Source organism: Pseudomonas macauensis, assembly GCF_047902425.1.
Classification (GTDB): Bacteria; Pseudomonadota; Gammaproteobacteria; order Pseudomonadales; family Pseudomonadaceae; genus Pseudomonas.
On the sequence record NZ_CP138377.1, the window covers coordinates 3665327 to 3678808 of the forward strand.

Sequence of the window (13482 nt, forward strand, 5' to 3'; positions counted from 1 at the left end):
GAGGGTTAGGGAGAGGGAGTTCCCTGCTCCACAACCACAGGAAACCGCATGACCAACGAATCCGCACCCAAGGACCTTCGTGACCAGGCGCCCCGGCTACTCCCGGCGCGCCGTATCGAGAACGATGCCCAGGCACTCGACGCCGCCCACGAAGTGGCCCGCCTGGCGAAACCCGGCGCCGCTGCCCGCGACCGCGAGCGCGCGCTGCCCTGGCGCGAGCTGGAGCATTTCACCGCCCTCGGCCTGGGCGGCATCAGCATTCCCCGCGAGTACGGCGGCGCGCAGGTCTCCTACGCCACCGTGGCCGAGGTATTCCGCGTGATCTGCGCCGCCGACCCGGCGCTGGGGCAGATTCCGCAGAACCAGTTCGGCCTGCTCAACGTCATCGACAACGTCGCCAGCGAGGCACAGAAGCGCGTGCTGTTCGGCGGTGTGCTCAGCGGTCGGCGCATCGGCAATGCCGGCCCCGAACGCAACACCCGCAACACCCTCGAACTCAAGGCGCGGCTGGTGCGCGATGGCGAACACTTCCGCGTCAGCGGCGAGAAGTTCTATTCCACAGGCGCCCTGTTCGCCCACTGGGTCGCCGTGAAGGCCATCGACGAGCAAGGCCGTGCGGTGATGGGTTTCGTCGAGCGCGGCGTGGAAGGCCTGCGCATCGTCGACGACTGGTCCGGATTCGGCCAGCGCACCACCGCCAGCGGCACCGTGCTGCTGGACAATGTTCCCATCGCCGGCTCGCTGGTGATCCACAACGGCCGTCTGGCCGACGTGCCCAACATCCAGGGCGCGGTGTCGCAACTGATCCAGGCCGCCATCGACGCCGGCATCGCGGCGAACGCCCTGGAAGATGCCATCGATTTCATCCGCACGCGCACCCGGCCCTTCATCGACGCGAACGTCGAGAACGCCAGCGAAGAACATTTCACCCTCTTCGAAATCGGCCGCCTGCAGGTCGAACTGCATGCCGCCGAAGCCCTGCTGGAGCGCGCCGGCCATGTGCTCGACGAAGTCAGCGCACGCCCCATCGACGACGAGTCCGCCGCCCGCGCGTCCATCGCGGTGGCCGAAGCCAAGGTGCTGACCACCGAGATCAGCCTGGCCGCCAGCGAGAAGCTCTTCGAGCTGGCCGGCAGTCGCGCCACCCTCGCCGAATTCAACCTCGACCGCCACTGGCGCAACGCCCGCGTGCACACCCTGCACGACCCGGTGCGCTGGAAGGTCCAGGCGGTCGGCGCCTACCACCTAAACGGCGCCCGCCCGGCGCGTCATTCCTGGATCTGAGGAGCGCCGATGAACAGCCTCGTTTTCACTAACCCAGAGCTGGCCAACCCCGTCCACATCATCCGCAGCGACGACGAAGCCCTGGAAGTCGCCCGCGCCCTGGCCGCCGACTTCCGCGAAGGCGCCATCGCCCGCGACCGTGAACGGCGCCTGCCGTGGGACGAACTGGAGCGTTTCAGCCGCTCCGGCCTTTGGGGCATCAGCGTGCCGCGCGAACATGGCGGCGCGGGCGTTTCCCGCGTCACGGTGGCCCGCGTGATCGCCATCATCTCCGCCGCTGATGGCTCGCTGGGGCAGATTCCGCAGAACCATTTCTACGCCGTCGAACTGCTGCGGGTGAACGGCAGCGAAGCGCAAAAGGCCCGCCTGTTCGCCGAAGTGCTGGCCGGCGTGCGCTTCGGCAACGCCCTGGCGGAAATCGGCACGCGCACCGCCCACGACCGCACCACCCGGCTCACGCGCGAGGACGGCCGCCTGCGTATACACGGCCGCAAGTTCTATTGCACTGGTGCGCTCTACGCGCAGCGCATTCCGACCCTGGTGATCGATGACGATGGCGTGCAGCAACTCGCCTTCATCGCCCACGATGCCCAGGGCGTGGAAGTGATCGATGACTGGTCCGGTTTCGGCCAACGCACCACCGGCAGCGGCAGCGTGGTGTTCGGCGGCGCGCCGGTCGATGAGGACGATGTCGTGCCGTTCCAGAGCGCCTTTGAGCGCCCCACCACGGTCGGCCCCTTCGCGCAGATTCTCCACGCCGCCATCGACGTCGGTATCGCCCGTGGCGCCTACGAGGACGCGCTGGTGTTCCTGCGCGAGAAGGCGCGACCATGGATCGATTCGGGCGTGGACAAGGCCAGCGACGATCCGCTGGCGATCAACGAAGTCGGCCGCCTGGCGATCCGCCTGCACGCCGCCGAAGCGCTGCTGGATCGCTCGGGCCGCGTGCTCGATGCCGCCACTGCCGAGCCGACGGCCGAAAGCGTTGCCGCTGCGTCCATCGCCGTGGCCGAGGCGCGGGCGATCACCACCGAGGTCTCGCTGCTGGCCGGCAGCAAGCTGATCGAACTGGGCGGCAGCCGCGCCAGCCTCGCCGAGCTGGGCCTGGACCGCCACTGGCGCAATGCCCGCGTGCACACCCTGCACGACCCGGCGCGCTGGAAGTACTTCGCGGTGGGCAACTACTACCTCAACGGTAAGCTGCCGCCGCGTCGGGGGACGATCTGATGCTTCGTACCGAACACGCTTGTCGTAGGAGTGCTCTGCCCCGCACCGTGCCGGCTCTTCGTAGGAGCGAGCTCGCTCGCGAACAGCCCAAGCGCCAATCGGTTCGCGAGCAAGCTCGCTCCTACAGGGCATTTGCCAGCAAGGATTTCCCATGAGCCAGAAGCAGATTCTCCTCAACGCCTTCAGCATGAATTGCGTCGGCCACATCAACCACGGCCTGTGGACCCACCCGCGCGACCGCTCGACGGACTTCAACAAGCTCAGCCACTGGACCGACCTCGCTCGCCTGCTGGAAAAGGGCCTGTTCGACGGCCTGTTCCTGGCCGACATCCTCGGCGTCTACGACGTCTACCAGAACGGCATCGAGCTCACCGCCAAGGAGGCCATCCAACTGCCGGTGAACGATCCGCTGATGCTGGTCTCGGCCATGGCCGGCGCCACCCGGCACCTGGGCTTCGGCGTCACCGCCAACCTCACCTACGAGGCGCCCTACCCGTTCGCCCGCCGGCTCTCCACGCTGGATCACCTGAGCGACGGCCGCGTCGGCTGGAACATCGTCACCGGCTACCTGGAAAGCACCGCCCGCGCCATGGGCCAGGAGCGGCAGATCGACCACGACCGCCGCTACGACCGCGCCGATGAATACCTGGAAGTGCTCTACAAGCTCTGGGAAGGCAGCTGGGAAGACGACGCGGTGCTCGCCGACCGCCAGCGCCGCGTCTACGCGCAGCCAGGCAAGGTGCACAAGGTGCGGCACCACGGCGAGTTCTTCGATGTCGAGGGTTACCACCTCAGCCAGCCATCGCCACAGCGCACGCCGTTGCTGTTCCAGGCCGGTGCATCCAATCGCGGGCTGGCCTTCGCCGCCCGCCACGCCGAGTGCGTCTTCGTCTCGGCGCAGACCCGCGAAGCCACCCGCGTGCTGGTGGATCGCATCCGCCAGGCGGCGGTCGACGCCGGCCGCCGCCCGGACGACATCAAGGTGTTCATGGGCATCAACGTCATCGTCGCGCCGACCGAGGCCGAGGCCCGCGACAAGCTCGCCGAGTACCGCCGCTTCGCCAGCGCCGAGGCGGGTCTTGCGCACTTCGCCAGCACCACCGGCATCGACTTCTCGCGCTATGCGCTGGACGAGCCGATCCGCTACGAGAAGACCAACGCCATCGAGTCCGCCACCAAGGCCCTGACCGTCGCCCGCACCGACGCCACGGTGCGCCAGCTGCTGGAGCAGCTCGCCCTCGGCGGACGCTACACCACGCTGGTGGGCGACCCGGTGCAGGTGGCCGATGAGCTGCTGGGTTGGATCAACGAGGCGGGCCTGGACGGGTTCAACCTGACCCGCACCGTGGAGCCGGAAAGCTACGCCGACTTCATCGACCTCGTGGTGCCCGAACTGCAAAGCCGTGGCGCCTACAAGACCGCCTACGCGGACGGCACCCTGCGGGAAAAACTCTTCGGCGCCGGCCGCGCCCGACTGCCCGCGCGGCATGTCGGCGCGAGCTTCCGCGCGCAATCCGCCACTGGAGCGACTCCGGCCCTCTCTCTTTAAGCAAATCAAAAAGGATTCGTTGCCATGCATGCACGCTTCAAGCTTTCCCTCGGCCTTTCGCTGAGCCTCCTCGCCGCCGGCCTCGCCCAGGCCGCCGACACCCTGCGCCTGGGCACCACCGCCGCCTTCGCTCCGCCCCTGGAAGTGGCAGTGAAGGAAGCCGCCCAGCAAGGGTTGAAAGTCGAACTGGTGGAGTTCACCGACTGGAACGCGCCGAACATCACCCTCGACCACGGCGACATCGACGCCAACTACTTCCAGCACACGCCCTTCCTGGAGAACGCCAACCGCGAGGGCGGCCTGCACCTGAAGGCGTTCGCGCCGGGGATCATCAACAACGTCGGCCTGTATTCCACCAAGTTCAAGGCCATCGCCGACCTGCCCGACGGCGCCAAGGTCGCCATCGCCAACGACCCGATCAATGGCGGCCGCGGCCTTCAGCTGCTGCAGAAGGCCGGGCTGCTCAAGCTCAAGGATGGCGTGGGTTACAAGGCGACGCTGGACGACATCGTGGCTAATCCGAAGCACATCCAGATCATCGAGCTGGAAGCCGTGCAGCTGGTACGCGCGCTGGACGATGTCGACCTCGCCCAGGGCTACCCGCACTACATCCGCCTGGCCGGGACCATCGATCCGAACAGCGCGCTGCTGTTCGACGGCATCGAGAACAAGGAATACGTCATCCAGTTCGTCACCCGTGACGACTTCAAGGACCCGGACGGCCGACTGAAGAAGTTCGTCGACCTCTACCAGCACTCGCCGCAGGTGCGCGCCGCGCTGGACAAGGCCCACGGCTCGCTCTACCAGCCGGGCTGGAATTGACCCTGTAGGAGCGAGCTTGCTCGCGAACCAACCACCCGCTGCGGGGCTGTTCGCGAGCAAGCTCGCTCCTACGAAGAGCACGCGTACCGACAGCACCTTTGCACTTACAGAACAGGCCCCCACCATGGTCAGCTTCAACCGCAATCTCGAACTCGCCACCCAGCACATTGCCCTGCGCGGCCTGGGCAAGACCTACGCCGGCCACCACGGCCCGGTGGAGGCACTGAGCGACATCGAACTCTCCGTCCGCCGCGGCGAAGTGTTCGGAATCATCGGCCGCAGCGGCGCCGGCAAGAGCTCGCTGATCCGCACCCTCAATCGCCTGGAACAGCCCAGCGTCGGCCAGGTGCTGATCGACGGCGAGGACATCGGCGCCTTCGATGCCCAGCAACTGGTCGGCCTGCGCCGCCGCGTGGGCATGATCTTCCAGCACTTCAACCTGATGTCGGCCAAGACGGTCGCGCAGAACATCGCCCTGCCCCTGCGGGTGGCCGGCGTACCCAAGGCACGCATCGCCGAGCGGGTGGACGAACTGCTGCAACTGGTCGGCCTGACCGACAAGCGCCACGCCTACCCGGCGCAACTCTCCGGCGGGCAGAAGCAGCGCGTCGGCATCGCCCGCGCGCTGGTGCACCAGCCGGAAATCCTGCTCTGCGACGAAGCCACCTCGGCACTGGACCCGGAGAGCACCCAGGCCATCCTCGCGCTGCTGCGCGACATCAACCGCCGCCTGGGCCTGACCATCGTGCTGATCACCCACGAGATGGCGGTGATCCGCGAAATCTGCGACCGCGTGGTGGTGCTCGAACGCGGGCGCATCGTCGAGCAAGGCGACGTCTGGGAAGTCTTCGGCAACCCGCAGCACGAAGTCAGCCGCACCCTGCTCGGCTCGCTGCAGCAGCACCTGCCGCCGGACCTGCTGGCACGCCTGGAACATCCGTCCGCCGACGAAGTCATCCTCGACCTGCACTACACCGGGGTACGCGAACAGGAGCCCGACCTGCTGGCCATCGCCCAGGCCCTGGGCAGCCGCATCAGCCTGCTGCACGGTGGTATCGAGCGCATCCAGGGCCGCGCCCTCGGCCGCCTGCTGCTGAGCGTCGCCACCCCAGCCAGCAGCGCCCCGCAACTGCTCGAACGTGCCCGCGACGTTGCCGACCGCTTGGAGGTGCTCACCCATGCCTGAACGCCTGCTGCAAGGCCTGCTCGACACCCTGCTGATGATCGGCGCGTCCTCGGCCATCGTGTTCCTGGTGGGCATCCCGCTGGCCCTGGTGCTGGTCACCACTGGCCCCGGCGGGATCTTCCAGGCGCGCCTGGTCAACCGCAGCCTGGGCAGCGTGGTCAACGTACTGCGCTCGATTCCCTTCCTGATCCTGATGGTCGCGCTGATCCCCTTCACCCGGCTGATCGTTGGCACCAGCTACGGCATGTGGGCGGCGGTGGTACCGCTGACCATCGCCGCCACGCCGTTCTTCGCGCGCATCGCCGAAGTCAGCCTGCGCGAAGTCGACCACGGCCTGATCGAAGCCGCGCAAGCGATGGGCTGCCAGCCCCGGCACATCATCTGGAATGTGCTGCTGCCCGAGGCGCGGCCGGGCATCGTCGCCGGCTTCACCATCACCCTGGTGACCATGATCAACTCCTCGGCCATGGCCGGCGCCATCGGTGCCGGCGGCCTGGGCGACCTGGCCTACCGCTACGGCTACCAGCGCTTCGACACCCAGGTGATGCTCACGGTGATCATTTTGCTGGTAGCCCTGGTGACGCTGATCCAGTTCGGTGGCGACCGTCTGGCGCGCTGGCTCAACAAGCGCCTGTGACGTTCGTCGGCTGAGCCGGGCACAGCCCTTCTACCCGGCGGGTTGCGTCTACCCTGACAACACACCCGCCCCTCCGTGCCCCGGCACAGCTCGTGGATGCGTGGCGTCCCTGTGTCCACTGCGGAGGCGTTCGTCATGGCCAATCCCCTTTCCACCCTGGGTATCGTGCATACCGCCATCAGCCTGGTGCCGCTGGTCGCGGGCATCTGGGCCTTCTACCAGGCGGGGCGCATCGATCCGCGCAGCCCGGCCGGGCGCTGCTATGTGTACGGCATGGTCCTCGGCGTACTGACCGCCTTCGGTCTCTCCAGCACCGGCGGATTCAATGCCGGGCACGCCATCGGCATCCTCTGTCTTATCGCCATCGCGGTGGGCAGCTATGCGCAACGGATCAGCGCGCTGGGCGGCCTGGGCGAATACCTGGAAACGGCGGCGATGAGCTTCAGCTTCTTCCTGATGATGATCCCCACGCTCAACGAATCGCTGTCCCGCCTGCCGCCCTCCAACCCCATCGGCCACGGCCCGGACTCGCCGCCGGTGCAGACAGCCGTGATGATCGCCTTGCTGGTCTTTGTCATCGGCGTGCTCTACCAGTTCTACCGCATCCATCGGCGTCGCATGCCACCGGCACGCCCGGCACACTGAGCGTCTATGCTGGCGGACTCCTGCTACGGAGTTTTGTCATGACCGTCCGCCGCATCGTCGCCAATCTCGGCACCGGCAAGCCCGCCGAGGTGGCGCGTTTCTACCGCGAACTCTTCGACCTGGAAATCGTCATGGACCACGGCTGGCTGCTCACCCTCGCCAGCGGCGGCAGCGCCCTGGCGCAGTTGAGCCTGGCCAGCGAGGGCGGCTCCGGCGCGCCGGTGCCGGACCTGTCCATCGAAGTGGACAATCTCGATGAAGTGCATGGCCGTGCACTGGCGGACCGTCACGAGATCGTCTATCCGCTGACCGTCGAACCCTGGGGCGTACGGCGGTTCTTCCTGCGCGATCCGCTGGGGACACTGGTGAACGTGCTGGAGCACTGCGGCTGAGGACTCCGGCTTGCCGCAAGCCCCTTGGGCAACTAGGGTGAAACCACCCCACGAACAGCGCGCAGAACACCTGCAGGCGGCCCCTCATGTCCCTCGTGCTTTTTGGCCATCCGTTTTCCTCGTACACCCAGAAAGTCCTGATCGCCCTCTACGAGAACGACACGCCCTTCGAATTCCGCTGTCTCGGGCAGGACACCCCCGAACACTCGAAGGAATGGCTGCGCCTGTGGCCGTTGGCCAAGTTCCCGGTACTGCTGGACGGTGAGCGCAGCATCGCCGAGTCGAGCATCATCATCGAGTACCTGCAGCTCACCCAGGGCGGCGCGCAGCGCTGGCTGCCCGATGAGCCGATGACGGCCCTGCAGGTGCGCTTCCTCGACCGCTTCTTCGACCTTCACGTGATGAGCCCGGTGCAGCATGCCGTCTCCGGCGCCCTGACCGGCGATGCGGGCAAGCGCCAGGATGGCCTCACGGTCGCCAGCCAACGGCTCGAACTCGCCTACCGCTGGCTGGAAGACCACCTGACCGCCAGCGAACCCTGGGCCAACGGCGACGACTTCACCCTCGCCGATTGCGCGGCCGCGCCGGCCTTGTTCTACGCCGACTGGACCCACCGCATCAGCGATGCCTACCCGGTGTTGCGGGCATACCGCTCACGCCTGCTGGCGCGCCCTTCGTTCGCCCGCGCCGTCGACGAAGCCCGCCCCTACCGCCCGCTGTTCCCGCTCGGCGCGCCGAATCGGGACTGACGGCCGGTGCGGTTGCCCTCCTCCGGCAATTCTGCTGGGATGCCGGTTCCCCCGTTTGCAAGAGAAACACCCATGGCCTCCTACGAGGAACTCTTCTCCATCGGCGAAGGCTTCGATGCCTTCGTCGCCCACGGACTGCCGGACGAGATCGCCGGGGTGCGCAAGGTGCAGGACAGGCTGGCCGCGCCCGAGGCCATCAGCGCCGCCACCCGCCAGCGCCTGCAGGCCGTCTCGCGTCGCTATCACCTGCTGGTGGCCGGGGAAATGTGGTGCCCGGATTGCCAGATCAACGTCACCGTGATGGACTTCCTGCAGCGTGCCCAGCCGCGCATCGACCTGACGGTGATCACCAAGGGCCGCGCCGAGGACGACCTGCGCGAGCGGCTGGCGCTGGAGCGTATCCCGATCCCGGTGGTGGCCGTGCTGGATGAACGCTTCGAGCTGGTCGGCCGCTTCGTCGAGCGCCCGCAGGTGGTGATCGCCGGCGGCGACGCGCTGAAACCGGACTACCGCGCCGGGCAGTACCTGGAAGACACCCTGACCGATCTGCTGGACATCATCGAAGCAGCGGAAGGCCGCGCCTGATCCCCCGCCATCAACCGCCCGGCTGTCCCGCTCGCGGACAGCCGCCCATCCCCCGCGCTGCCCACCAGTGAACTCCTGCCGCCCATCGGCTGTCTGTCAGCTGTCGGCCCACCTGGGCGGGTTGCATGGCATTTCGCCATTTGATGCTGGATCGCGTCATTTCCCGCCCTGTTCATAACAATTTCCGGGCCGGCGATTTCACTCCCGCTCGCCGGGTCTGTTCCTATCGCCACGTGAAGATCAACCATGTCCCTATCTCGCCCGCTCGCTCCCCGTGTTTCCCCCCTCCAGACCCGTGCCCTGGGCGCCTGCCTGCTCGGTGGCCTGCTGGTGGCCACGCTGCCAGCCCGGGCCGAGGAGGCGCCCGGTAACGCCCGCTGGGTGAACGACAGCCTGACCACCTACGTGCGCAGCGGCCCCACCGATGGCTACCGCATCGTCGGCACCCTCGTCTCCGGACAGAAGGTCGAGCTGTTGAGCACCCAGGGCGACTACAGCCAGGTGCGCAGCGAGAGCGGCAGCACGGTGTGGATTCCCAGCCGTGAGCTGCAGGACAAACCCGGCCAGGCCGAGCGCCTGCCGCAACTGGAACAGAAGGTGGCCGAGCTGAGCAGCCAGCTCGACGGCATCAACGACAGCTGGAAGACCCGCGTGCAGGGCATGCAGGAAACCCTGGATGCGCGCAAGAAACTGATCGACGAACTGCAGGCGGCGCGCACCTCGCTGAACAACGAGCTGAGCCAGGCGCGCTCCGACCTGCGTTCGGTACAGGCGCAGCTGGGCGACGAGAACAAGCGCGTACTGATGCACTATATGGCCTATGGCGGCAGCATCGCCGGCGCCGGTCTGCTGGCCGGGCTGATCCTGCCGACCCTGCTGCGCGTGCGCCGCAAGCGTAACGATCAGTGGATCTGAGGCCAGCGGCGCTTCATTCCGCCAGGTGACAGACGCAACACAGCTTGTTGCCGTCCAGGTCGCGCACGTAGGCGCCGTAGTAGGTCGGCGAGTAGTTCGGCCGTAGCCCCGGCCCGCCTTCGTCGGCGCCACCCAGTTCCAGCGCGCGCCGGTGGAAGACATCCACCTGCACACGGGTGCGCGCCTCGAAGGCCACCAGGCTGCCATTGCCGACGCTGGCCGGGCGGCCGTCGATGGGCACGTAGACGCAGAAGGCGATATCGCTGTCCGGATGGGTGAACACCGCCCGCTCCGGGTTGTGGCGGTGCGCCAGCAGGCCGATGCCCAGGGGTTCGAGGATTCGCTGGTAGAACACGATGGCCCGCTGCAGGTCCGCGGTGCCGACGGTGATGTGGCTGAACATCGTGAGTCCTCGTTCCGGTCGCACTGTCAGAAGCCGCGCAGGTCATCCACCGGCATCGCCAACGCGCCGCCGGTTATGCGCGTCAGGGTGCGGGTCAGGATGTCGACGGCGTTGTCGAAGCAGCCATGGGCGGCGGCAATCTCCACCCGTGGGCTGCGGCAGGTAAGCACCTTCGGCTGGTCCAACAGCTGGATCTGCTTGCCCAGCGTAAGCCCCGCGCCGAGCAGCGCCTGCCGCCAGTCGCTCAGCGCCGCGCCGGTAGCGGAGGAGCCATCCCAGCCGCGATAGTTCTGGTCCAGTACATTGGCCAGGCCGAGGATGGGCGTGCGCAGGTCGCCTTCCAGGGCATTGGACACCAGGTACAGCAGCGACTTGCGATAGAACGGCGTGGTGTGGTCGTCACGCTCGATGCGGTCGGAGAGGATGTCCAGGTACAGGTTCTTCATCAGCCGCGCGTGGGGCGCGTAGTGGCGGTTGGCGAACTGCACCGTGCACGCCGGCGCGTAGAGGTGGATCGTGGCGATCCGGTCGTCCACCCCACGCGCGGCCATCACGTCGACCAGCCAGCCAAGGAAGATCGCTCCGGCGGAGTGGCCGATCAGATGGATTTGAAGCTGCTCGCCCCAGGTGCGTTTGAGGTTCTGCAAGGCGCTCACCAGCAGATCGCCGCCGCGCGTGGGCAGGCTGGCGAACTCGGCATTCTCCTTCATCTCGCTCCAGATGGGCCGCGCCAGCGGGCGGCCGACGGTGGTTTCCAGCACCGCGTCGGTGACGTCGGTCAGCGCCTCGCGCACTCCCCCGACCCGTGCCGGCCCGCCGCCCAGGCGGTCGGTGATGATGTCGCCGATGGACTCCAGCACGCCGGTCTTCCAGACCATGAACAACGGGTAGCAACCGTTGCCGATGAAGAAGCGCCCCATGGCGCGGGCGCGGGTTATGGCGGCCTCCTCGCTGTTGAGACCGCCGTGGCAATAGATCACCAGCCGCTTGGTGGTGCCCGGCTGGGCGCGCAGCCACTGGTCCGGCAAGGCGCAGGCCTGGAACAGCAGCGTGCGGGTCAGCTCGTCCTGGGTCAGGTAGCGGCTCACCCGCCCATCGTTGCCGAGCACCACGCTGTGCTCGTAGGCGGTGGCCTCGTCCCACCAGAGCGCCTTGTTCGCCCCCGCCACCGCCGTACCCACTTGGCTGCCCGCAGCCAGTTGGCCGAGCACCACGCCGGGCACGCCCAGCGCCGCCACCCAGGCATCCATGGCATTGGCCAGCCAGTCGGCGTAGCCGAGGATGGCGAAGCCGCCGCTGCCCCAGTCCGGCCCCCAGGAGTTCTGTACGATGAAGCCGTCGGTATTGAAGCCGACCAGGGCGAAGGCATGGCCATCGGTTTGCGATGGGCGTCCCGCGTAGGGAATCCGCTGCAAGCTTTCATGGCTGGGCGCCGCGGCTTTCTTCTTCGCCGAGGCACCAGGGCCAGGCGTACCGGGCAACTGGTTCCAGCCGTCGTGGGTGTAGGCGGAGACGTAGATCGCGCCGACCTCCTGGATGGCCGCCTGCAGGTCGGTGATGGATTGCACGTCGATGCGGTAGTAGACCCCCAGGGTGTTGCGCGTGGCGCGAGCGGCATAGCCGAAGCGCGGCTGAGTGATGCCCTGGGCGGTGTAGGGCCAGTCCTGCTCCAGGCAGACGCCATGGTGGAACCAGCCCTTGAGCGCGCCTCGGCAGCTGGAGCCTTCGTAATCCTCGCCGGCATACTCGTCGTAGCGCCGGGCGAAGTCATAGAGCATGCGCGGGCTGACGGACTCGACCCCACCCTCCGGGTTGCCCGCCTTGGACCAGCGCAGGTAGTTGATTACGCAGGCCAGCCCGAAGCCGGTACAGGCGCCCTCCTGGCCCTGGTCGAGGATCATCCCGGCCCGTGTGTAGTCGGCCAGGTAGCGCGCCACCTGGGTATCGTTGGGGAATCTGTCCGGCAGGCTGGCCGCCGGCGGCAGATAGATGCGGTCGCGCAGGTCCAGCGGGTCCTTGCTGGCGTTGAGGCGCGGCCTGGCGGCGGCCTTGGCCTTGGCTTTGCCCTTGCCGGTAGGTGGCGGAAGAATCCGGGCGGCGATCTCGAACACACTGGCGAAGCGCTCCAGCCCGCCGCTGGTACCGTTCACCCGCTTGCGCGCGGCGAGGAAGTCCCGGGGTTTGCCGACCAGGCCCGGCGGCAGCTTGGCGCGCAACTGCGTCGCGCCCTTGGCGAGGAACAGCGCCAGCAGGGCCGCTGCGACTTCCGGCGCATTGGCAAGGTCGGGCAGATCGATGAGGTCCACGCCGATCGCCGTGCCGTACTTCCGGTAGTCCGCCCGGCCGGTCAGCTGGACGTAGCCACGGCCGCGGAAGGTCGCGCCATCGCCCGGCTGGTCATTGCCCAGGTCCTTGCGCCCGTCGTAGGCACTGAAGGGCGGTCGCCCGGAAGGTGTATTGAGCTGCGAGGGGAACTCCGAGATCGGCATGAAGCCTTCGGTTTCCGCACGTATGATGCCTAGCGCCGTCAGCAGCAACGGACGGTCGGTGAGACCGGCGGCCTCCAGCGCGGCGGCGACGTAGGGCAGGTAGCGGCGGATGTTGGACGGCTTGGTCGCCGGGAACAGCTGCTGCACCTGCACCAGCTGGATATCCAGGCCCTTGAGCGGCAACAGCCCCAGCAGGTTCAGGCAACAGGCGCCGACCACGCCATCGGCGATCACCCCGACGCCAGCCTGCCAATGGCGCACCGCGGCTTCAGTCTGGGCGTCGAACAGATCGCCCTTGGCGAGCCCGGGAAACTGCGCGGCATCGCCGCCCAGTACCTTGGCCAATTGGCGGCGCAGGTCGCCGACCTCGGTGCCCTGATGTCCCTTTACCAACAGCGTCTTCATGATGCCGTCTCCCGCTATCCGTCGATGGAGTTCGCTGCAACACGGCACGTGCTCACCGAATACCCACCGACCGACAACAACGGCCACACCGTTCCACGAGAGCAGCATGCTCCGGAGCCTCTGCCCCGGTTCCCGCAAGGCCGCGCGCGCCTCCCTGGCTGCCTGGCGCCGCGCAACCCCGCCTTGAACTATAG

General features: G+C 67.6%; 13 protein-coding genes. 11 read left to right on the forward strand and 2 right to left on the reverse strand.

The features are described 5' to 3' along the window. Positions 1-48: 48 nt before the first annotated feature. The 11 genes from SD196_RS16750 (at position 49) to SD196_RS16800 (ending at position 9991) form a co-directional block, all read left to right on the forward strand. Complete coding sequence (locus SD196_RS16750; RefSeq protein WP_331318596.1) at positions 49-1284, forward strand: SfnB family sulfur acquisition oxidoreductase; 1236 nt, start codon at positions 49-51, stop codon at positions 1282-1284. A 9-nt stretch (positions 1285-1293) separates the two neighbouring features. Continuing rightward, a complete protein-coding gene (locus tag SD196_RS16755) occupies positions 1294-2511 on the forward strand; it encodes an SfnB family sulfur acquisition oxidoreductase (RefSeq protein ID WP_343573273.1) in 1218 nt (405 codons plus the stop codon). A 151-nt stretch (positions 2512-2662) separates the two neighbouring features. Beyond that, complete coding sequence (locus SD196_RS16760) at positions 2663-4060, forward strand: LLM class flavin-dependent oxidoreductase (protein ID WP_343573271.1); 1398 nt, start codon at positions 2663-2665, stop codon at positions 4058-4060. Between the two features lie 24 nt (positions 4061-4084). Continuing rightward, a complete protein-coding gene (locus SD196_RS16765) occupies positions 4085-4882 on the forward strand; it encodes a MetQ/NlpA family ABC transporter substrate-binding protein (protein WP_275611370.1) in 798 nt (265 codons plus the stop codon). 124 nt (positions 4883-5006) lie between these two features. Beyond that, a complete protein-coding gene (locus SD196_RS16770; RefSeq protein WP_343573267.1) occupies positions 5007-6068 on the forward strand; it encodes a methionine ABC transporter ATP-binding protein in 1062 nt (353 codons plus the stop codon). Further along, positions 6061-6705 (forward strand): methionine ABC transporter permease, encoded by a 645-nt coding sequence (locus SD196_RS16775; RefSeq protein ID WP_416310436.1) that lies wholly within the window; start codon positions 6061-6063, stop codon positions 6703-6705. The genes SD196_RS16770 and SD196_RS16775 overlap by 8 nt, the downstream gene beginning before the upstream one ends. A gap of 135 nt (positions 6706-6840) precedes the next feature. Beyond that, positions 6841-7350, forward strand: a complete 510-nt coding sequence (locus SD196_RS16780; protein ID WP_331318607.1) for a hypothetical protein — start codon at positions 6841-6843, stop codon at positions 7348-7350. A 38-nt stretch (positions 7351-7388) separates the two neighbouring features. Further along, positions 7389-7742, forward strand: a complete 354-nt coding sequence (locus SD196_RS16785; protein ID WP_331318609.1) for a VOC family protein — start codon at positions 7389-7391, stop codon at positions 7740-7742. Between the two features lie 86 nt (positions 7743-7828). Further along, complete coding sequence (locus SD196_RS16790; protein ID WP_275611365.1) at positions 7829-8491, forward strand: glutathione S-transferase family protein; 663 nt, start codon at positions 7829-7831, stop codon at positions 8489-8491. Between the two features lie 72 nt (positions 8492-8563). Beyond that, positions 8564-9076 (forward strand): thioredoxin family protein, encoded by a 513-nt coding sequence (locus SD196_RS16795; protein ID WP_275611364.1) that lies wholly within the window; start codon positions 8564-8566, stop codon positions 9074-9076. Positions 9077-9322: 246 nt separating this feature from the next. Beyond that, positions 9323-9991: a TIGR04211 family SH3 domain-containing protein gene (locus tag SD196_RS16800; RefSeq protein ID WP_275611363.1), complete on the forward strand. Its 669-nt coding sequence runs from the start codon at positions 9323-9325 to the stop codon at positions 9989-9991. Positions 9992-10004: 13 nt separating this feature from the next. Here SD196_RS16800 and SD196_RS16805 read toward each other — a convergent pair whose 3' ends face one another. Together SD196_RS16805 and SD196_RS16810 are read right to left on the reverse strand one after the other, a co-directional pair. Continuing rightward, positions 10005-10394, reverse strand: coding sequence for a VOC family protein (locus SD196_RS16805; protein WP_343573262.1), 390 nt, complete (start codon positions 10392-10394; stop codon positions 10005-10007). Positions 10395-10420: 26 nt separating this feature from the next. After that, a complete protein-coding gene (locus SD196_RS16810; protein ID WP_416310437.1) occupies positions 10421-13288 on the reverse strand; it encodes a peptidase C1 in 2868 nt (955 codons plus the stop codon). Positions 13289-13482 lie beyond the last annotated feature (194 nt).